21 protein-coding genes and 1 pseudogene are annotated in these 19,414 nt (G+C 65.5%); 10 read left to right on the top strand and 12 right to left on the bottom strand.

What is annotated here, in order from left to right:
* Nucleotides 1-27: 27 nt before the first annotated feature.
* The 5 genes from QX039_RS22120 to QX039_RS22100 all read right to left on the bottom strand — a co-directional run bounded on the left by QX039_RS22120 (nucleotide 28) and on the right by QX039_RS22100 (nucleotide 6,355).
* Complete coding sequence (locus tag QX039_RS22120; RefSeq protein WP_315736397.1) at nucleotides 28-261, bottom strand: hypothetical protein; 234 nt, start codon at nucleotides 259-261, stop codon at nucleotides 28-30.
* Nucleotides 262-391: 130 nt separating this feature from the next.
* Nucleotides 392-2,500 (bottom strand): RNA polymerase sigma factor RpoD, encoded by a 2,109-nt coding sequence (gene rpoD, locus QX039_RS22115; protein WP_315736396.1) that lies wholly within the window; start codon nucleotides 2,498-2,500, stop codon nucleotides 392-394.
* Between the two features lie 412 nt (nucleotides 2,501-2,912).
* Entirely contained in the window at nucleotides 2,913-4,919 is a 2,007-nt protein-coding gene (dnaG, locus tag QX039_RS22110) for a DNA primase (protein ID WP_315736395.1), read from the bottom strand.
* 165 nt (nucleotides 4,920-5,084) lie between these two features.
* Nucleotides 5,085-5,483 carry a gamma-glutamylcyclotransferase family protein gene (locus QX039_RS22105; RefSeq protein ID WP_315736394.1) on the bottom strand — a complete coding sequence of 133 codons (399 nt, stop codon included), beginning with the start codon at nucleotides 5,481-5,483 and terminating at the stop codon, nucleotides 5,085-5,087.
* Nucleotides 5,484-5,542: 59 nt separating this feature from the next.
* A complete protein-coding gene (locus tag QX039_RS22100) occupies nucleotides 5,543-6,355 on the bottom strand; it encodes a transglutaminase family protein (protein ID WP_315736393.1) in 813 nt (270 codons plus the stop codon).
* A gap of 203 nt (nucleotides 6,356-6,558) precedes the next feature.
* Here QX039_RS22100 and QX039_RS22095 point away from each other — a divergent pair, with 203 nt between their 5' ends.
* Entirely contained in the window at nucleotides 6,559-7,362 is an 804-nt protein-coding gene (locus QX039_RS22095; protein WP_315736392.1) for an N-formylglutamate amidohydrolase, read from the top strand.
* Nucleotides 7,363-7,366: 4 nt separating this feature from the next.
* Here the strand turns inward: QX039_RS22095 and QX039_RS22090 are convergent, their stop codons facing one another.
* Nucleotides 7,367-8,776 (bottom strand): PLP-dependent aminotransferase family protein, encoded by a 1,410-nt coding sequence (locus tag QX039_RS22090; RefSeq protein ID WP_315736391.1) that lies wholly within the window; start codon nucleotides 8,774-8,776, stop codon nucleotides 7,367-7,369.
* A gap of 86 nt (nucleotides 8,777-8,862) precedes the next feature.
* On the opposite strand from QX039_RS22090, the gene QX039_RS22085 reads away from it, so the two are divergent.
* Nucleotides 8,863-9,006, top strand: coding sequence for a hypothetical protein (locus QX039_RS22085; RefSeq protein ID WP_315737087.1), 144 nt, complete (start codon nucleotides 8,863-8,865; stop codon nucleotides 9,004-9,006).
* A 25-nt stretch (nucleotides 9,007-9,031) separates the two neighbouring features.
* Nucleotides 9,032-9,868, top strand: a complete 837-nt coding sequence (locus QX039_RS22080; protein ID WP_315736390.1) for a PhzF family phenazine biosynthesis protein — start codon at nucleotides 9,032-9,034, stop codon at nucleotides 9,866-9,868.
* A gap of 229 nt (nucleotides 9,869-10,097) precedes the next feature.
* On the opposite strand, the gene QX039_RS22075 is transcribed toward QX039_RS22080, so the two are convergent.
* Complete coding sequence (locus QX039_RS22075; protein ID WP_315736389.1) at nucleotides 10,098-10,718, bottom strand: LysE family translocator; 621 nt, start codon at nucleotides 10,716-10,718, stop codon at nucleotides 10,098-10,100.
* A 131-nt stretch (nucleotides 10,719-10,849) separates the two neighbouring features.
* Here QX039_RS22075 and QX039_RS22070 point away from each other — a divergent pair, with 131 nt between their 5' ends.
* The 3 genes from QX039_RS22070 to QX039_RS22060 are packed head-to-tail and all read left to right on the top strand — an operon-like array spanning nucleotide 10,850 to nucleotide 12,134.
* Nucleotides 10,850-11,164, top strand: coding sequence for a helix-turn-helix domain-containing protein (locus tag QX039_RS22070; RefSeq protein ID WP_315717502.1), 315 nt, complete (start codon nucleotides 10,850-10,852; stop codon nucleotides 11,162-11,164).
* A complete protein-coding gene (locus QX039_RS22065) occupies nucleotides 11,157-11,618 on the top strand; it encodes an SRPBCC family protein (protein WP_315736388.1) in 462 nt (153 codons plus the stop codon). The genes QX039_RS22070 and QX039_RS22065 overlap by 8 nt, the downstream gene beginning before the upstream one ends.
* Before the next feature lie 3 nt (nucleotides 11,619-11,621).
* Nucleotides 11,622-12,134 (top strand): SRPBCC family protein, encoded by a 513-nt coding sequence (locus tag QX039_RS22060; protein WP_315736387.1) that lies wholly within the window; start codon nucleotides 11,622-11,624, stop codon nucleotides 12,132-12,134.
* Nucleotides 12,135-12,147: 13 nt separating this feature from the next.
* Here QX039_RS22060 and QX039_RS22055 read toward each other — a convergent pair whose 3' ends face one another.
* From QX039_RS22055 to QX039_RS22040, 4 genes are all read right to left on the bottom strand, one after another.
* Complete coding sequence (locus tag QX039_RS22055; RefSeq protein WP_315736386.1) at nucleotides 12,148-12,570, bottom strand: hypothetical protein; 423 nt, start codon at nucleotides 12,568-12,570, stop codon at nucleotides 12,148-12,150.
* Between the two features lie 86 nt (nucleotides 12,571-12,656).
* Nucleotides 12,657-13,433, bottom strand: coding sequence for a DUF2189 domain-containing protein (locus QX039_RS22050; protein WP_315736385.1), 777 nt, complete (start codon nucleotides 13,431-13,433; stop codon nucleotides 12,657-12,659).
* A gap of 283 nt (nucleotides 13,434-13,716) precedes the next feature.
* Complete coding sequence (locus tag QX039_RS22045) at nucleotides 13,717-15,324, bottom strand: acyl-CoA synthetase (RefSeq protein ID WP_315772352.1); 1,608 nt, start codon at nucleotides 15,322-15,324, stop codon at nucleotides 13,717-13,719.
* Nucleotides 15,325-15,494: 170 nt separating this feature from the next.
* Entirely contained in the window at nucleotides 15,495-15,950 is a 456-nt protein-coding gene (locus QX039_RS22040) for a GatB/YqeY domain-containing protein (protein ID WP_315736383.1), read from the bottom strand.
* A 181-nt stretch (nucleotides 15,951-16,131) separates the two neighbouring features.
* Here QX039_RS22040 and carA point away from each other — a divergent pair, with 181 nt between their 5' ends.
* From carA to QX039_RS22025, 3 genes and pseudogenes are all read left to right on the top strand, one after another.
* On the top strand, nucleotides 16,132-17,328 hold the full coding sequence (gene carA, locus QX039_RS22035; RefSeq protein ID WP_315772351.1) for a glutamine-hydrolyzing carbamoyl-phosphate synthase small subunit: 1,197 nt from the start codon (nucleotides 16,132-16,134) through the stop codon (nucleotides 17,326-17,328).
* A gap of 147 nt (nucleotides 17,329-17,475) precedes the next feature.
* The gene (locus QX039_RS22030; protein WP_315772416.1) at nucleotides 17,476-17,967 is read left to right on the top strand and encodes a PaaI family thioesterase; all 492 of its coding nucleotides are present in this window, start codon (nucleotides 17,476-17,478) and stop codon (nucleotides 17,965-17,967) included.
* Between the two features lie 66 nt (nucleotides 17,968-18,033).
* A pseudogene (locus QX039_RS22025) lies at nucleotides 18,034-18,574 on the top strand (cupin domain-containing protein).
* Here the strand turns inward: QX039_RS22025 and QX039_RS22020 are convergent.
* Nucleotides 18,575-18,901 (bottom strand): metalloregulator ArsR/SmtB family transcription factor, encoded by a 327-nt coding sequence (locus QX039_RS22020; RefSeq protein WP_315758820.1) that lies wholly within the window; start codon nucleotides 18,899-18,901, stop codon nucleotides 18,575-18,577.
* Here QX039_RS22020 and QX039_RS22015 point away from each other — a divergent pair.
* Nucleotides 18,789-19,412 carry a YeeE/YedE family protein gene (locus QX039_RS22015; RefSeq protein WP_315772350.1) on the top strand — a complete coding sequence of 208 codons (624 nt, stop codon included), beginning with the start codon at nucleotides 18,789-18,791 and terminating at the stop codon, nucleotides 19,410-19,412. The two genes, QX039_RS22020 and QX039_RS22015, sit on opposite strands and share 113 nt — an antisense overlap.
* Nucleotides 19,413-19,414: the final 2 nt, after the last annotated feature.

Here is a 19,414-nt window from a genome sequence, read left to right as displayed (position 1 = left end):
CGTCCAGTGATCCTTGGATGCGCATGCTTACTCCGCTTGAGATTGCAAAAAGAGCATCAGCTCCTCGTAGCCACTTTCGACGCTCTCGTCGCCGCGGAAACGGCCAAATTCAAGATGATCGTCTTCGAAGACGTCGATCTCGATCCTTTCTCCGACCAGTGTCGCGGACAGCCGGATCGTATCGGGGCGCGTTCGTTCGATGAAAAAGTGAAGCCCGAGTTTGTCGAGCAGGCGCATTGTCGCGAAGAGAGTCGAGGACATGGGAAGCTCTTCTTTCGTGCGCTGGAGCCATGTGCAGAACAAACAAAAAGACGGGCCCTTCGGCCCGCCGTTGATGTCTCGATGGATTGCCGGGTCAAGCCCGGCAATGACGACAAAGATCGAACGTCAATCAGTTATCCAAGAAGCTCCGCAGCTTCCGCGACCGGCTCGGATGCTTCAGCTTCCGCAGCGCCTTCGCTTCGATCTGGCGGATGCGCTCTCTGGTCACCGAGAACTGCTGGCCGACTTCTTCCAGCGTGTGGTCAGTGTTCATGCCGATGCCGAAGCGCATGCGGAGGACGCGCTCCTCGCGCGGGGTGAGCGAGGCCAGCACGCGGGTGGTGGTTTCGCGCAAGTTCGACTGGATCGCGGCGTCGATCGGCAGGATCGCGTTCTTGTCCTCGATGAAGTCGCCGAGATGAGAGTCCTCCTCGTCACCCACGGGGGTTTCGAGCGAGAGCGGCTCCTTGGCGATCTTCAGGACCTTGCGCACCTTCTCGAGCGGCATGCCGAGCTTCTCGGCGAGCTCCTCCGGGGTCGGCTCGCGGCCGATCTCGTTCAGCATCTGGCGCGAGGTGCGGACGATCTTGTTGATCGTCTCGATCATGTGCACGGGGATGCGGATGGTGCGGGCCTGGTCGGCGATCGAGCGGGTGATCGCCTGCCGGATCCACCAGGTGGCGTAGGTCGAGAACTTGTAGCCGCGGCGATACTCGAACTTGTCGACCGCCTTCATCAGGCCGATGTTGCCTTCCTGGATCAGGTCGAGGAACTGCAGGCCGCGGTTGGTGTACTTCTTGGCGATCGAGATCACCAGACGGAGGTTGGCTTCCACCATCTCCTTCTTGGCCTGACGGGCCTCGCGCTCGCCCTTCTGCACCGAGTGCACGATCTTGCGGAACTCGCCGATCTCGAGACCGGTGAGCGCGGCCATCGCCTGCACCTCCTGACGCAGATCCTTGATGCGGTCCTTCTCGTAATGGACGAAGTTCTTCCAGCCTTTTGCGGAAAGCTTCGAGACGCGGTTGAGCCAGCGCGGATCGAGCTCCGAGCCCTGGTAGTTGCGCAGAAAGTCCTCGCGCGCCACGCCGTGGGAGTCGGCCAGGCGCATCAGCCGGCTCTCGAACGAGACCAGCTTCTTGTTGATGTCGTAGAGCTGCTCGACCAGCGAGTCGATGCGGGCCTGGTTGAGGCGCAGCGACTTCACCTCGACGATGATCTCGTCCTTGAGCTTCTTGTACTTGCGCTCCTGCGACGGCGACAGCGACTCGCTCTGCAGCTGGTTGGCGATGTCCTGCTCCTGCAGGCGGCGCAGCTTCTTGTACTCGGACGCGATCTTGTCGAAGGTCTCGACGACCTTCGGCTTCAGCTCGGCCTCGATGGCCGCGAGCGACATCTGGTTCTCGAATTCGTCGTCGTCCATGTCGGCTTCGGCCGCCGCCTCGCCGGGGTCCTTCTCCTCGGCGGGCGCGCCGTTCGGCGCGGCACGGAACGGGGTCGGCTGCTGCGGGGCGGCCGGCGGCGCCACCGCGGCCTGGACGTCGCCGCCCTCGGCCGGAGCGCCCTCGCCATTCACGGGCGCGGCGATCTGCGGATTCATGCCGCCCTTGGCCTCAGGGCCGGCATAGGTGGCTTCGAGATCGATGATGTCGCGAAGGAAGATCTTGCCTTCGTTGAGCTCGTCGCGCCAGATGATGATGGCCTGGAACGTCAGCGGGCTTTCGCAGAGGCCCGCGATCATCGCCTCGCGGCCGGCCTCGATGCGCTTGGCGATGGCGATTTCGCCCTCGCGCGACAGCAGCTCGACGGTGCCCATCTCGCGCAGATACATGCGCACGGGATCGTCGGTGCGCTCGCCGGGCTCCGACTTCTTGACCTCGGTGACGGCCTTCTGGGTGATCTCGACGAGCTCGTTGTCGGTCTCGTCCTCGCCGTCGTCCTTCTCGTCGGAGTCGTCGGCCTCCTCGGCCTCGGTCACGTTGATGCCCATGTCGGAGAGCATCGACATGATGTCTTCGATCTGTTCCGGCGAGGTGGTGTCGGAAGGCAGGACCTCGTTGAGCTGATCAAAGGTCACGAAGCCGCGCTTCTTGGCCTGCTTGATCATCTTCTTGACGGCGGCGTCCGACAGGTCGAGCAACGGCGAAGGCGCATCGGCGGCGTCCTTCTCGGGAGCGTCGGCCGCCTTGTCGTCCTTTTCCTTGTCCTTCACCTGCAGCGTCTTTGCCTTCGTGGCCATTCATTGCTCCCGAAACGCGCCCGCTCCGCCCATGGCATCTTCGCCCTTGGCATTGCGGCGCCCGCCTGCTCTACTCAAACTGTTCTCGACGCGGAAAGGGCGGCGCACTTTTAACGTCGCCACCCCCTGAAGTCTGTCGCTGGTGTCGTCCCGTTTTCGGACCGGCGCGCGTTTCTTGCAAAAGCGATACCGGTTTTGCAATCGAATCCGGCGCCCGACATGCAGGCGCGGTGTCCGACAGCGAAACCAACCCATCTGCTGCAGAAAATGCCCCGGACCTCTTAAACTTCGATTAACCCTATTTTTGCAGCCAAACCATGGATTTGGCGAGTCTTTTCGCGCGGACCTGATACCGCGCGGGCGGACCGGGCCGAAATGTGCTCAACTGGCGACTGGGCGCCGGGCGTCCAGTCTACACGTTGCGGTTGGTCCGTCCGGACAGTTCCCCGAAGCCTTCGATCAGCGCTTCGGTACCGTCCATCTCGGCCATCCTGGCCTTCACGTCCCTCAACCAGCCCATGTTCGGCTCGCTCGGCTCCTCGCCCAGCGCCAGCTCGGCATCCTTCAATTCCCTAAGTAAGGAGTGCCATTGCCGATGCAAGGCAACAAGCTGATGCCAGGTCGCAAGAACGTCATCGCGCGCCGCCCCCGACTTGGTCGCCCACACCGCCGCGGTCGTGATCGCCCGCTCAACCCGTTGAAGAAGCTCAGAAAAGCCAGACTTCTCCAGATCGGCCCGCATCTTCTCGGCCTGCTCGTCCGGGTCCGGCGAATGGTGGTGGTCGTGGGCGAAGGCGGCGATGACGGCAGCGCGGAGCTTGTGCGCCTCGGGATGGGCCAGCTCCAGCGCGGCGACCTCCTCCAGGTGATCGTGCAGGAGCCAAGGGTGGTTGATCAGGCACTGCAGGATCAGGGCCTCCCGGCGCGAGATCGCCGAGCGCTGGCCGCGCATGATCGGGCTCATGGCGAGCTGCGGGCTGGCCGCCTGGTAGGGGCCGCGGGCCATCACCGGGCCTGTGGATGGCGGTCCGCCGCGGCGGCCGCCCCCTGTGGATAACCGCCCCGATTGTCCGGAACCGGGACTGCGGGGGCCAAACCGCCGTCCTGATTCGGCACCGTAGCCGCGGCCAAAGCCCCGGCCGCCGTCCGGGGCGAAGGCCCGGTACAGCCGGTCGCTGAGGTCCTGCTTGTAGTAGCGCCGTACCACCTCGTCGGCGATGCCGCCGGTGAGCTGGCCGATCCGCGCCTCCAGCGCGGCACGGCGCTCCGGCGTGTTGAAGCTGCCGCCCTCGACCTCGCGCGACCAGATCACCTCGGCCAGCGGCTTTGCGACTTTGAGCACCTCCTCGACCGCGCCGCGGCCGCCGGAGCGGACGAGGTCGTCGGGATCCTGTCCTTCCGGCAGCAGCGCGAAGCGGAGACTCTTGCCGGGCTTGAGATGCGGCAAAGCAAGGTCCGCGGCGCGATAGGCCGCCTTCTGCCCGGCGCGGTCGCCGTCGAAACAGAGGATCGGCTCGTCGACCATCTTCCAGATCAGCGAAAGCTGGCTCTCGGTCAGCGCGGTGCCGAGCGGCGCCACGGCGCCGGCAAAGCCGGCCGCCACCAGCGCGATGACGTCGACATAGCCCTCGACGACGATCATCGGCGCGCCATTATGCGCGGCCTGGCGGGCGCTGGGGAGATTGTAGAGGTTGTCGCCCTTGTGGAAGAGCGGCGTCTCCGGCGAGTTGAGATATTTCGCCGGCACGTCCTTCTGCAGCGCGCGGCCGCCGAAGGCGATGACGCGGCCGCGGAGGTCTGTGATCGGGAACATCACGCGGTCGCGGAAGCGGTCGTAGGGCACCGGAATGTCGTCGCCACCGACCAGCAATCCCGCCTCGACCATGTCGGCCACCGGCACGCCCTGGGCGCCGAGATATTCCTTCAAGCCGAACCGATCCGGCGGCGCGTAGCCAAGCCGGAATTGGAGCTGCGTCTGCGGCAGGATCGCGCGATCGGCAAGATAGCCGCGGGCGCGCGCGCCATGACGGGACGCCAGCGTGTCAGAAAAGAACTTCGCCGCCAGCTCCATCACGTCGTACAGCGTCTTGCGCTGCCGCTCCTGGCGCGCCGCATCGGGCGTGACCGCGGGCAGCGCCAGGCCGGCGATTCCCGCCAGCCGCTCGACGGCTTCGGGGAAGCTGCAGCCCTCAGTCTCCATCACGAAGTCGAAGATGTTGCCGTGCTTGCCGGAGGAGAAGTCGTGATAAAAACCCTTCTGGTCGTTGACGTAGAAGGACGGCGTCTTCTCCTGCTGGAACGGCGACAGGCCCTTCCACTCGCGCCCCGCCTTCTTGAGCTTGACGCGCTTGCCGACGACGTCCGAGACCGGAAGCCGGGCGCGCAGCTCATCGAGAAATTCCGGCGTGAAGCGGGCCATGAGCGGGGCGGAGGTCCTGTGGTGATGGCCTAGGCATATAGGCACCCGTGTACGAAATGTGAACTTCCTCCGGCTTGTCCGGGCTATTCACAGGCCAGCTCGATCCTCCGGTCATTCCGGGGCGCCCGCAGGGCGAGCCCGGAATGACCGCGTGGAGAGACCGGGTCACGGCGCCAGGAAGCGCCCCGAGACGATGCGGCCGGCTTCGTCCACCGGCCAGTTGTAGACATAGGTCCAGGCTTGGCTGACGCTGCCGTCGGCCAGCGTCACGGCGAGGCGCTGGCGCAGATATTCGGTCGGCTGCTCAAAACCCTCGCCGCAGGCCTCGTACATGTCGAACTCGCGCAGCATGGGCCCGGGCTGGCGCAGCCGGAACAGCTCGCCATGCACGATATCGGCGGCATTGTCCGACAGCACCAGGCCGGGATAGTGCTGGATGCGGTAGAGCCGGCCGCGGCAGCTGGCCTCGGCGACGAAATCGGCATTGGCCGACAGCAGCCGCGCCATCGGATGGTCGAAGCCACGCATCAGAGTGCCGTAGACGAAGAGCAGATCGGTGGTCATGGCCCGTCTATAGCGGCGATCGCCGGTGATGCGAAGCGCCCGGCCGCGCCCTGCTCCGCTCAGGCAGCCATGATCTCGTCGCTGACGACGTGAAATTTGGTCAGGGTCATCAGGCCAAACGAGGTCGACAGCGCGACGTCGGCGGCGTCCCGTCCGGTCGCCATCAGGATGCGACCAATGCGCGGGACGTTGTGGCGGGCATCGAACGTGTACCACCGGCCCGAGAGATAGACCTCGAACCAGCCCGAGAAATCCATCGGGACCGGATCCGGCGGCACGCCGATGTCGCCGAGATAACCGGTGCAATAGCGCGCCGGAATGCCCATGCAGCGGCAGAAGGTCAGCGCGAGGTGGGCGAAGTCGCGGCAGACGCCGGCGCGCTGCTGATAGACGTCGTGCGCCGACTTCATGGCGTGGGCGTGCTCATAGCCGAAGGTGACGTGGCTGTGCACGAAGTCGCAGATCGCCTGCACGCGCGCCCATCCCGCCGGCGCACGGCCGAACAACGACCACGCGACCTCGGCCAGCTTGTCGGTCTCGCAATAGCGGCTCGGCATCAGATACAGCAGAAGCTCATCGGGCAATTGTTCGATCGGCAGTTGCTGGGCGCCGGGATCGATGGCGTCCGGCCGCCCACTGTCGCGGACGATGGCGCTGCCATGGAAGGTGACCCCGCCGGCCGGCGCCACCAGGCGTCCACAGAGATTGCCGAAGCTGTCGTTGTAGAACTTGATCGGCACCTTCGGCTCTGTCGTGATCGTCTCGGTGCCGACGATGTCCGGAAAGCGCGACGGATGGATCGACAGCATGATCACCATCGGCGTCGCCGCCGGGGCCGCATAGGCGATCTCGAATCCAACCTTGATCAGCATGAAGCCTCCCTGCCTCGTTCGGGCGGCACGATGCGCCAGCCTCATCCAGCCCGGACCGTAGGCCCATTGCGAACTTCTGTCTTGTGAATGATCGCCAGAATCAGCATCGTTTGGGCGACCATCATGATGTCCGCCGGCCAAATCCTCATCTGTCTGCCCAATCCGAGATCGGTCTGCCGCTTCATGAAGCAACGAGAGGCAGCATGACCGTGTCCGGCACGAGCAACACTCATCTACTCCTTCAGCCAGACGAAGTTCCGCCTGTGCTCGAGCGCAACGCCGGTGGCGCGTCGGCCTTGTTCTTCACGTGCGATCACTACGGCCGCCTGCTGCCGCGCGCACTCGGCGATCTCGGCCTGCCCGAAAGCGAGCTCGAGCGGCACATCGCCTGGGACATCGGCATTGCCGAGGTCGCGGAGCAAGTATCGCGGGCACTCGATGCGCATCTGGTGGCGCAGCGCTATTCGCGTCTGGTGATCGACTGCAACAGGTCACCGAAGGCGCCGAACTCGATTCCGATGATCAGCGAGCGCACCACGATCCCCGGCAATGAGGGCCTGACGCATGAGGACGCCGACCTGCGGCGGCGCGTCGTCTTCGATCCCTATCACGACCGGATCACTGACGTGCTCGATGCGCGCAAGGCCGCCGGCCGGCCGACCATCCTCGTCTCGCTGCACAGCTTCACGCCTGTCTATGCCGGCATCGCGCGGCCCTGGCACATCGGCACGCTGTACCAGCACGACCGGGTGCTGCCGCCGCTGCTGTTGAAGGCGCTGCGGGCCGAGCCCGATCTCGTGGTGGGCGACAACCAGCCCTATGCGGTCGGCGACGGCACCGACTACACCATCCCCGTGCATGGCGAGGCGCGCGGGCTGATCAATTCCGGCATCGAGATTCGTCAGAACGAAATCGCCGAGCCCGAGGGCCAGCAGCGCTGGGCCGAGCGGCTGATCCGCATTCTCGGCGAGATCGAGGTCGAACTGCGCAGCAAGGGTCTCGCGTAGTCCGCTACTCCGTCATGTCGGAGGCGTCGTGATGCGCGAGCAGGCCCGCGAGCCGCCACAGCGCCGTGCGCAGATCGTCATGGCTCGGCAGGCCGAGCGCGAGCCGCACCGCATTCGGTGAATGGCCATGCGCCACCGCAAACGCGCTCGCCGGCGTGATCGCGATGCCGGCGCGGGCCGTAGCGGCCGTCAAGGCTTCGGCGCGCCAGCCCTCCGGCAGATGCAGCCAGACATGATAGGAGCGCGGATCAGCCTCGATGTGATGACCGGCGAGGCACTCGGCGACGATCGCCTGGCGCACCAGCGCATCGGCACGCTTGCGCCTGGTGATCTCGGCCGCCGTGCCGTCGGCGAGCAGCCCCATGCCGGCGGCCAGGGCCAGCGACGTCACCGACCACGCCCCGGTGCGCACCGTGGCGGCGAATTTTTCGCGCATGGTCGAGGGGACGTACAGGAAGCCGACGGCGATGCCCGGCGCCAGCCGCTTGGCAAGGCTGTCGACCACGACGACGCGCTCCTCGGCCTGCGTCGCCAGCGAGACCTGATCGCTGAGGAAGCCGTAGACCAGATCCTCGATGATCATCAGCTCGTGCTTGCGCACCAGACGCACGATCTCCTCGCGCCTCGCCTCGCTCATCGTCAGGCCGAGCGGATTCTGCATCACCGGCTGGATGTAGATCGCGTTGAGCGCACTGCTGCGATGCGCCTTGGTCAGCGCGTCCGGGCGGACGCCCTCGCCGTCCATCGCGAGCGGCACCAGGGTCACGCCGAGCCGCGCCGCGATGCCCTTGATCATCGGATAGGTCACGGCCTCGACGCCGAGCCGGCCACCGACCGGCACCAGCGCCGAGATCGCCGCAGCCAGCGACTGCCGTCCGCTGCCGGCGAAGACAAAGTTCTCCGCACGCGGGCGCCAGCGCTCGCTCGCGAAGAAGGCCGCAGCGGTGCGCCCGGCCTCGGCCAGCCGGCGCTGCGTGATCGGCGCCAGCACCGGCGCGAGCTTCTCCGGCCGCTGCCAGACCGCCATCGATTTCGCGATCATGGCCGCCTGGTCGGGCAGTGTCGGAAAATTGAACTCGAGATCGATGCGGCCGTCGAACGGCTCCAGCCGCAGCGAGGGCGGCACCGGCACCGCCTCTCCTGCGACGAAAGTGCCGCGCCCGACCTCGCCCACGACCAGGCCCCTGCGCAACAATTCGGCATAGACACGGGCTGCCGTGGAGGCGGCAATTCCTCGCTCGTAGGCAAACTGGCGCTGCGGCGGCAGCCGGTCGCCGGCCTTCAGCCTGCCGTTGGCGATGTCCTCGGCGATGTCGTCCACCAGGACCGTATACGAAGCATTCATGCTATATTGCACCGAGAGCAATGTTTCGATTGCACCGAGATATGTACTGCGCGATTGCTCTTCGAACAACGCAATTGAAGAGCAATAGGTGACTCATGGCATATTCCCTGGCGCAGCGTTGGGCAACTCCGCAAGTTGCCCATGGAAAGAGCAATTTGCTCGGGGTGCCGCAACTCTGGCTGCAGCGCCTGTTCTGGCGGTCCGAACTGGCGATGCTCGATCGCGAACAGATGCGTGATTGCGGCCTTGATCCGGCGATCGTCCAGGAAGAGGCCAACAAGCCGTTCTGGCGCGACTGACAACGAGACCTGGGAGGACACAGCCATGCCGATGCTTCCGTTCCATCAAGTCGACGTGTTCTCCAAGGTCGCCTTCAAGGGCAACCCGCTTGCCGTGATCGCCGAGGCCGACGGCCTCGACGATGCGGCGATGCGGGCGATCGCCAACTGGACCAACCTGTCCGAGACGACCTTCCTGTCACGCGCTCAGAATCCGGGCGCCGATTATCGCGTGCGCATCTTCACCCCGCAGCGCGAGCTGCCTTTTGCGGGCCATCCGACGCTCGGCTCGTGCCACGTATGGCTCGCGCTCGGCGGCCGGCCGAAGGGCGAGCATGTGGTGCAGGAATGCGGCGCGGGTCTCGTGCGCATCAAGCGTGACGGAGACCGGCTCGCCTTCGCAGCCCCGCCGCTCAGGCGCTCCGGCGCCGTCGATGCCGAGCTGACGAGCAAGATCGCAGCAGCGCTCGGCATCCAATCGAGCACAGTGCGCGCCGTGCAGTGGGTCGACAACGGCCCGGGCTGGATCGGCGTGCTGATCGACTCGCGCCGCGCGCTGCTCGACATCCGCTTCAATCCGGCGGCGCTGCCGCAACAGCCGATCGGCGTGGTTGCGCCATGGGATCGGGCGCAGGATGGACCGGAGGCCGACTACGAGGTACGCGGCTTCATGTGGGGTGGCGGCGAGGACCCGGTGACGGGCAGCCTCAATGCAAGTCTGGCGCAATGGCTGATCGGAACCGGAATTGCTCCGAAGCAATATGTCGCTTCCCAGGGCACGGTTCTCGGCCGCGCCGGCCGCGTCCATGTCGCGCAGGACGGCGAGACGATCTGGATCGGCGGTGACGTCGCGCCGGTGGTGAAGGGAACGATCAGCCTGTAAGGCGACCGCCGCAGAATCTCGAGTCGGTCGCAGACCGGTCTGGTGTCAGCGCGGCCTCATTGTTCTCCCGGCGATGCGAAGCATCGTCCGGAGACGCGCCACGCGCGGCGCTCCTCACCAGGAGTTTTTTTGACTGCGCGGCGAATTTGCCCTCATCCTGAGGAGCCCGCCGAGGGCCGGCGCCTCGAAGGATGATGGAAGGGAGGCTGGGGCTGCGGAGGCGAGCTCGTCAGCGCGCCCGCGTCAGCGCCAGCCACACGCCGCCGCCGATCATGAAGCCGCCGGAGATGCGCGACACCAGCCGGGTCCGCCTGGCCGAGAACAGTTTTCGCGCACGGCCCGCGAGCAGCGCATAGATCGCGTCGGTGAGACCCGCAATCAACATGAAGGTGACGCCGAGCAAACCGACCTGCGGCACGTGATCCCGGCTCATGTCCATGAACTGCGGCAGGAACGCGCCGAAGAACACCATCACCTTCGGGTTCGAGAGCAGCACCAGCAGCCCCTGCAGGAAAAAGCCGCCGCGCGGCGGCGGTGGCGGCGCCTCGCCCGCAGAGATCCCCTCGATCGGCGAGCGGATGAGCTGAATGCCGAGCCACACCAGATAGGCCGCACCGATCAGCCGCACCCATTCGAACCAATAGCCCATCGTGGCCATCAGCGACGTCAGGCCGACGGCGACGATGCCGATCGCGATCGCCAGCCCGGTCTGCACACCGGCGATATTGATGAGCGCGGCGCGGGTCCCGTGGCGCAGACCGTTGGCGATCAGCAGCGTCACGACGGGACCCGGCAGCAGCGCGAGCCCGATGCAGGCGGCGACGAAGGCGAGATAGACTTGCAGGGACATGAGGCGCCTCGATGCGAATGAGGCGCTCACTAATGCACGACATGTCTGCAGAGGGAAGCCCGCTTTTCCTCGCGCGATCCACACCGCAGCGCTCTTGACATGCAACCATTTTGTTGCCTATTCTTTCTCACATGGATGATGTCTTCAAGGCGCTTGCGGACGGCTCACGACGCGCCCTGCTCGACAGGCTCCACGCGCGGAACGGGCAAACCCTGACCGAACTCTGCGACGGCCTCGCGATGACGCGACAGGCCGTGACCAAGCACCTTGCCATTCTGGAAGCGGCCAATCTGGTCGCGACGATCCGGCATGGCCGCGAGAAGCTGCACTATCTCAATCCGGTGCCGATCCATCACATCGGGGAGCGCTGGATCAAGAAATTCGAGCGCGGCAAGCTCGCCGCGCTCAGCGAGTTGAAGCGGCAATTGGAGGAGCGCGATGAGTAAGCCCGAATTCGTCTACGTCACGTATATCGCGACGACGCCCGAGAAATTGTGGGAAGCGCTGACATCAAACGAATTCGCGAAGCGCTACTGGTTCGGCACCGAACTGCATTCCGATTGGCGCGTCGGCTCGCCGTTCACGCTGGTGACCGACGGGATGACGACGGATGTCGGCCAGATTCTGGAGTTCGATCCGCCACGCCGGCTCTCCTACACTTTCCAGCACGTCCTGAAAGACGAGTTTCGCAACGAGCAGCCGACCAAGGTCGTGTTCGCGATCGAACAGCACGGCAACTCCGTCAAGCTGACCCTGACGCATGAAGGCTTCGAAGGAGCGGGGAGATTGCTCGATGCGGTTTCCAACGGCTGGCCCGCGATCCTGTCCGGCCTAAAAAGTCTGCTGGAGACCGGAACGGCGCTGGCGATCCCGATGTCAGCGCTCGGCAAAGGAGTCTGAGCGATGGATCTTGCAAAGTTCAGGCCCGCCACCGTCTACACGATCTACATCGCCGCCAGCCCTGAGAAGGTGTGGCAGGCGCTGACCTCGGCCGAGTTCAGCCGGCAATATTTCTTCGGCTTCGCGGTTGAAGCCGAGCTGAGGGCGGGTGGCGCCTTCATCGTGCGCGCGCCGGACGGCTCCGAACACATCAGCGGCCAGGTGATCGTCTGCGAGCCGCCGCACCGGCTGATCGTCACGTGGGACGTCAACTGGCCCGGCCTCGTCGAGGCACTGGGCCGCACGCTCGTGACCTATGAGATCGAACCGGCCGGCGACGCCGTCCGTCTCACGATGACTGAAGCGCACGAGCGGCCGCTCTCCGACGACATCCTGTCCGGCGGACGCCAGGGCTGGCCGGCCATCCTGTCGAGCCTCAAGAGCGTGCTCGAGACGGGCAAGCCGCTCGCGGTGAAGATGACACCGCCGACGCGCATGCTGGCGGCCCTGAAGGCGATGGGGATTGCAGTGCCTTAAACGACAAGGCCTGCTACGACACCGCGGCGATCTGTGGGATGCTGGCGAGGACGGCGCCGACCTGGACCGCATTGCCCAGCATGCCCCCCCAATGCAGCCACCGCAGCCGGCGCACGGCCGTCGTATCGCCGGAATCCCTGTCGCGGATGCGCGCGTCCATCTGCTGCAGAAACCAGCGGCGCGAGACCAGCGCGAACGCCGCGATCAAGCCAATGCCCAGCCCCAGAACGGGACGGCCGTCGGCCAGCACGGCGAGTGTGCCGATGCCGCCGGCGATCGAAAGCGCCACGAAGTAGGAGTCGAACATGCCGCGCAGGAGCCGGGTGACCGGCACGATGTCGAGCCGCACCAGCAGGAACGCCGGCGCGGCCAGCAGCAGATAGAACATCGGCAGCAATAGGACGATCGCGGCAAACAAGGCGACGTTATCCGGCATCATCCTTCTCCGACATTGGGACCGGCCGACCATTGGCGAGCCGCGGTTCGAACCAAACCCGTGCGATCGTCGCGGCAGTCCTGGCCTTACGCCGGAGCTACGATCCGGCGGTACAGATGCCAGCTCGCATGGCCCAGCACCGGCACAGTGACCAGCAGCCCCAGGAAGTACGGCAATGCCGAGATGATCAGCAGCACGGTGATGACGGCGGCCCAGCCGATCATCGGGCCGGGACTGGTCACGACCGCGCGCACGCTGGTGATCATCGCCGTCACGAAATCGACGTCGCGCTCCAGCAGCAGCGGAAACGATACGACCGTGAGCGAGAACAGCACCAGCGACAGGGCGGCGCCGTCGAGATTGCCGATCGCCAGGAAGAGCAGACCCTCGTTGGTCGTCAGCACCACCGTCATGAACTCCTTGATGCTGGAGAACGAGGCATTGAGCCCGAGCAGCAGCGCGATCAGGAGGCGCACCTGGTACATCCAGATAATGAAGAAAAATAGCGTCACGAACGCCATCCAGGCAATCTCGCCGCGTGACGTGATCGTGCGCCAGATCGCGCCATAGGTGATCGGCTGGCCGAGCTCGCGGCGGCGACTGACCTCGTAGAGACCGATCGCGACGAACGGGCCGATCAGCGCAAAGCCCGCGGCCAGCGGATAGGCCAGGTAGACCATGCCGAACGCGGTGACGCACAGCACGATGCTGATGCCGCCGAGCACGTAGATCAGCCCGAAAGCAAGGCCGAACATGGGCTGAGCCTGAAAATCACGGAGGCCTTGCGTCAAGGCTTCGGCGATATCGGCCGTCGTGATGCGGCGCACCACGGGATCGGATCGTCCCGAGACGGATGCGGTCATCGGCGTACCCTCCTGACTGTTCTTGTTGGCGATGATGCTAACAGCGGTAGGGCGAGGATTTCAATTTCAACTTGTAGGCAGCGGACAGGGTCTAAGCCCTGGCGTCCCGTGAGGCGAGATGCGAAGCCGCGCGGCGCCGCAGGTCCTCTCCCCCGTCCTTACGGGGCGAGAGCTAGGGTCAGGCGCGGCCGCATCCGACGCATGTTGTTGGACCCGTGCTCGTCACCAAGCGGGGGGAGCCTCGCAAGCCGCGCCATCGGGCTCGCACGGCAGCAAGCTCGCCCTACCCCCGCGCCCGCAACTCGCGCCTCAGCACCTTGCCGGTCGCCGTCATCGGCAGGGTATCGGTGAATTCAACGTGGCGTGGGTATTCATGCGCAGCGAGCTTGACCTTGACGAAGTCCTGGATGTCGCGCGACAGAGTGTCATTTGCAACGAAGCCGGGCCGCAGCACGATCCACGCCTTGATGGCCTCGGTGCGCACCGGGTCGGGAATGCCGACGACGGCCGCCAACGCGACTGCCGGGTGCTTGAGCAGCGTGTCCTCGATCTCGGCCGGGCCGATGCGATAGCCGGCCGACGTGATGACGTCGTCCTCGCGGCTCGCATACCAGAAATAGCCGTCGTCATCCTGGGTGCCGAGATCGCCGGTCAGCAGCACGTCACGAGCGAACTTCTTCTGCGTCGCCTCCGGATTGCGCCAGTATTCGATCATGGTACAGGGATTGGGCTGGCGCACGCCGATGATGCCCCTCTCTCCGCGCGGCAGCTCCTCGCCCTTGTCGTTAACGATCAGAACCTCGAAGCCCGGCGTCGCCTTGCCCATCGAGCCCGGCCGGATCGGAAACAGCCTCGCATTGTTGCCGACGACGAGATTGCATTCGGTCTGGCCGTAGATCTCGTGCGCATCGATGCCGAAGGTCGCGCGCACCCAGTCGAGCAGCTCGGCGCCGAGCGACTCGCCGCCGGTGAGGATGCTGCGCAGCTTGACGCCCTCGTGCTTGACATTGGCCTGGCGCATCAACTTCAGCGCGGTCGGGGGCAGGAACACGTTGCGGACGCCGTAGTCCGCCATCAGTTGCATTGCGGCCTGCGGCTCGAATTTCCTGGCGCGATAACCGATCACCGGGATCGCGTGATACCATGCGGGAAACAGCGCGTCGAACAGGCCGCCGATCCACGCCCAATCCGCCGGCGTCCACATGACGTCGCCGGGCTTCGGCAGGAAGCCGTGCACCATCTCGACATTGGGCAGGTGGCCGAGCAGTACGCGATGGGCGTGCAGCGCGCCCTTGGGATTTCCGGTCGTACCCGACGTGTAGATGATGATGGCAGGGTCGTCGCTCGACGTGGCGACGGTCGGGAATTGATCCGAGGCGCGCTCCAGCGTCGGCCAGAAGGCTCGGGCGCCGAGGCCGTCGCCGTCAGTGACATAGATCGTCTTGAGCTCCGGCAGGTGGTCGCGAATGCGCGCAAGCTTCGCAAGGCCCGTGGCGTCGGTGACGACGACCTTGGCGCCGGAATTCTGCAGCCGGAATTGCAGCGCGTCCTCGCCGAACAGCGTGAACAGCGGCACGGAGACGAGACCGGCGCGGAACGCCGCCAGATGGACGATCGGCAGCTCCAGCGACTGCGACAGGAACACCGCGACGCGGTCGCCCTGCGCGAGACCATCGGCCTTCAATACGTTGGCGAAGCGACAGGAGTAATCGCGCAGCTCATCGAATGAGACGCGCCGGGCGGCGCCGTCCTCCTCGACGACGACCAGCGCGAGGCGGGCGGAGCCGTCGGCGTGGCGATCGCAGGTCGCGACCGCGATGTTGAACTGCGCCGGAATGTCCCAGCGGAAGTCGCGAGTGAGCTGGTCGTAGTCGGACGTTTCCTTGAGCATTGTTCTCTCCGTCATGGCCGAGCGAAGACCCGCCTGCGGGGCCGAAGCCCCTTCGGCGCGGCGACGGCCCGGCCATCCACGTCTTTACTCTTGATGATAGTCTTAAAGACGTGGATGCCCGGGACAAGCCCGGGCACGACGATGTGGGGCGGCTCGGCGCTTCGCGCGGCCTAGCCCGACAGCGCCGCCTTCACCAGCGCGCTCGCCTTGGCAAAATCCATCTGTCCCGTGTACTTCGCCTTCAGCACGCCGATCACCTTGCCCATGTCCTTCATGCCGGCGGCGCCGGTCTCAGCGACGGCGGAGGAGATGGCCGACTTCACCTCATCGTCGCTCATCTGCTTCGGCAGATAGGCCGAGATGACCGCGATCTCCTCGCGCTCGCCCGCGGCGAGTTCGGCGCGGCCGCCCTTTTCATACAGCTCGACCGACTCCTGACGCTGCTTGATCATCTTCTGCAGCACGGCGAGCACGTCGGCGTCGGTCAAGGGCGGCTTGCCTTCGCCGCGCGCCGCGATGTCGGCATTCTTCAAGGTCGAGTTCACCATGCGAAGGGTGGACAGCTTGCGCTCGTCCTTGGCCTTCATCGCCTCCTTGACCGCATTGTTGATGTCGTCACGCAGCATGATCTCGCCCTCTCAAAATCCATTGGCGCTGGTCTAGGCGGTTCGCCCACCCGAAACAACACGGTTCCGCATCCGTTCCGGTCGGATGCCTCGAAACTCCAGCCAAATTGACCGATATCGCGTGTGAATCGGCCGCTTCCCGCTTTGACGCCGCGCGCCAGGGGCACTATGTAGAGGCCTCATGACACACATCGATACTGACGCCGCCTGGCCGGACCATAAACCGACCGCGCTCCTCGTGCTCGCCGATGGAACGGTGCTGGAAGGCTACGGCCTCGGCGCCGAAGGCCACGCCGTGGGCGAGGTCTGCTTCAACACCGCAATGACCGGCTACGAGGAGATCCTCACCGATCCTTCCTATGCCGGCCAGCTCATCACCTTCACTTTCCCGCATATCGGCAATGTCGGCACCAACGACGAGGATATCGAGACGGTGAACATGGCGGCGACGCCGGGCGCGCGCGGGGTGATCCTGCGCACCGCGATCACCGACCCCTCAAATTATCGCGCGACGCGCCATCTCGACCAGTGGCTGCGCGCGCGCGGCATCATCGGGCTGTCCGGCATCGACACAAGGGCGCTGACTGCGCTGATCCGCTCCAAGGGCATGCCGAACGCTGTGATCGCGCATGCCAGGGACGGCAATTTCGACCTCGACGCCCTGAAGAAGGAAGCGCGGGAGTGGCCGGGGCTGGAGGGCATGGACCTGGTGCCGATGGTGACCTCCGCCCAGCGCTTCACCTGGGACGAGACCCCCTGGGTGTGGAACGTGGGCTTCGGCCAACAGACCAATCCGGAATTCAACGTCGTCGCGATCGACTACGGCATCAAGCGCAACATCCTGCGCCTGCTCGCCGGCGTCGGCTGCAAGGTGACCGTGGTGCCGGCCACGACGTCCGCCGAGGACATCCTCGCGATGAAGCCGGACGGCGTGTTCCTGTCGAACGGACCGGGTGATCCCGCGGCGACCGGCAAATATGCCGTGCCGGTCATTCAGCAAGTGATTTCGTCGGGCACGCCGACCTTCGGCATCTGCCTCGGCCATCAGATGCTCGGGCTTGCGGTCGGCGCCAAGACCAAGAAGATGCATCAGGGCCATCACGGCGCCAATCATCCGGTCAAGGACGAGACCACCGGCAAGGTCGAGATCACCTCGATGAACCATGGCTTCGCGGTCGACCAGGACACGCTGCCATCGGGCGCGACGCAGACCCACATCTCGCTGTTCGACGGCTCGAATTGCGGCATCCAGCTCGAGGGCAAGCCGGTGTTCTCCGTGCAGTACCACCCGGAAGCGTCGCCCGGCCCGCGCGACTCGCACTATCTGTTTCAGCGCTTCGCCGAGCTGATGCGCGAAAAGAAGCGCAGCGCGGCCTGAGGTCGGCAGCTGGACACGATTCGAAATGCCCGGGCTGGTCCCGGGCATTTTTCTGTCCGCAATCTTGTGATCGCCGGCATCTGTTTTGCCCTCGATCTTTTCGCACCACATTCATATGATGATCATCATACATTGGAGATCGACGATATGAGCGAGATGGATTCGCGCGCTGAATTCGGCGTGGTGCCCCTGGCGGCGCTGGCCTCGATGCCCGGGCTCGATTTCGTGCGCGGCATCTTTGCCGGGACTTTGCCGCAGCCGCCGATCATGCAGACGGTCGCGCCGTTCGACTGCAGCGCCGAGCCCGGCCAGGTCGTCATGCACAGCGTGCCGGCCTTGCGGCATTATAATCCGATCGGTTCGGTGCATGGCGGCTACGCCGCGATCCTGCTGGATTCCGCGATGGGGCTCGCCGTCCACACGATGTGCCCGCAGGGCAGCGGTTACACCACGCTGGAATTCAAGGTCTCCTTCATCAAGGCAATGACCGAGGCCACCGGCATCGTGAGAACGGAGGGCAGGACGCTATCGTTCGGACGCCGCGCCGCGACCGCCGAGGCACGCATCGTCGATTCGCAAGAACGCCTGCTGGCGCATGCCACCACGACTTGCCTGGTGTTCGAACTGCCCAAGGTGTGAGCTGGAACGGCGGCCGCGCGGGCCGGTTGATAGGGCGAGGCCCCATCCGTTTGTTCCGAGGTCGCCATGCCTGCCGCCCCCTCGCCCCGCGTCAAGTCGATCGAACCGCTCAGCATCGTGTTCGCGGATGACGGCCTGGTGCCCAATAATCCGATGCCGTTCCTGGTCTACAAGGCCGTCATCGATCTGGACGGCGCCGATCCGGCGGCCGACATCGAGGGCGTGTTCGCCGCCAATGGCTGGGGCGACATGTGGCGCAACGGCGTCTACGACTATGTGCACTATCATGCGACCGTGCATGAGGCGCTGGGTGTCGCCGGCGGAACGGCGCGGGTCCGCTTCGGCGGCGATCAGGGCCAGGAGCTGGAGCTCAGGCCCGGCGACGTCGCCATCCTGCCGGCCGGCACTGGGCATCAATGCATCGCTGCCAGCAGCGATTTCTGCATCGTCGGCGCCTATCCGCCCGGACCGAAGATGCAGGTCACGCGGCCGACGCCGGAAAACCGCGCGCGCATTGAAGACGATCCCGGAGGTGCCGATGCCCGCGACCGATCCCGTGCTCGGCGCGGGTGGCCCACTCACGCGCCTGTGGCAGCAGGCGCGCTGATCAGGCGCAATACAGCCGATACAGCGTCTGCAGGATCTCGCGGACCTCGCGGCTCGCCAGCCGATAGTAGATGGTCTGGCCATCGCGCCGGGTGGCGACGAGATCGAGCGCGCGCATCTTGGCGAGATGCTGCGACAGCGCCGCCTGTCGCAACCCGACCTGCTCGGCGAGATCGCCGACTGCGCGCTCGCCGTCGATGAGGTTGCAGAGCACCATGAGGCGCTTCGAATTCGCCATGGCAGCGAGCAGGCCGGCCGCCTCCTCCGCCTTGTCGTCGAGCGCCGCCACCATGGTCTCGCGGGTTTTGCGCCTGGCCTGTGTTGTCATCATTGTTACTTCTTCAATTTCGTATATATGCAATAATGCACATGACAGCCGATTGCAACATGCCCCCGACGAGGGAATCAAGGACGATATGATCACGGAGTATACGGCGGTTACGGCGCTCGCAGGCGGCGCCCTCATCGGCGCTGCAGCCGTCATGCTGATGGGCCTGACCGGCCGCATCGCCGGCGTCAGCGGCATTGCCGCGCGGCTGTTGCCGCCCTGGGACGGCGCGCTCGCTGGTCGGCTCGCCTTCGTAGGAGGGCTGGTCGCGGCCGCCCTTGCAGTCCGCATCGTCAGCGGGAGCCTGCCGCCGCTGAAGCTGGAGGTCGGTCCGATAGATATGGTTGCAGCCGGACTGCTGGTCGGCTTCGGGGCGGTCTGGGGCAACGGCTGCACCTCGGGTCATGGCGTCTGCGGCATCGCCAGCCTGTCGCCGCGCTCGATCGTCGCCACGCTGATATTCATGGCCACCGCGGTCGCGACCACCTTCCTCGTTCGCCACGTGCTGTGAGA

It is taken from the genome of Bradyrhizobium sp. SZCCHNR1043 (assembly GCF_032489675.1).
In the GTDB taxonomy this organism is placed as follows: Bacteria; Pseudomonadota; Alphaproteobacteria; order Rhizobiales; family Xanthobacteraceae; genus Bradyrhizobium.
The sequence above is the reverse complement of the archived record's forward strand: the minus strand, read 5'-3'. Positions and strand labels throughout refer to the sequence as shown.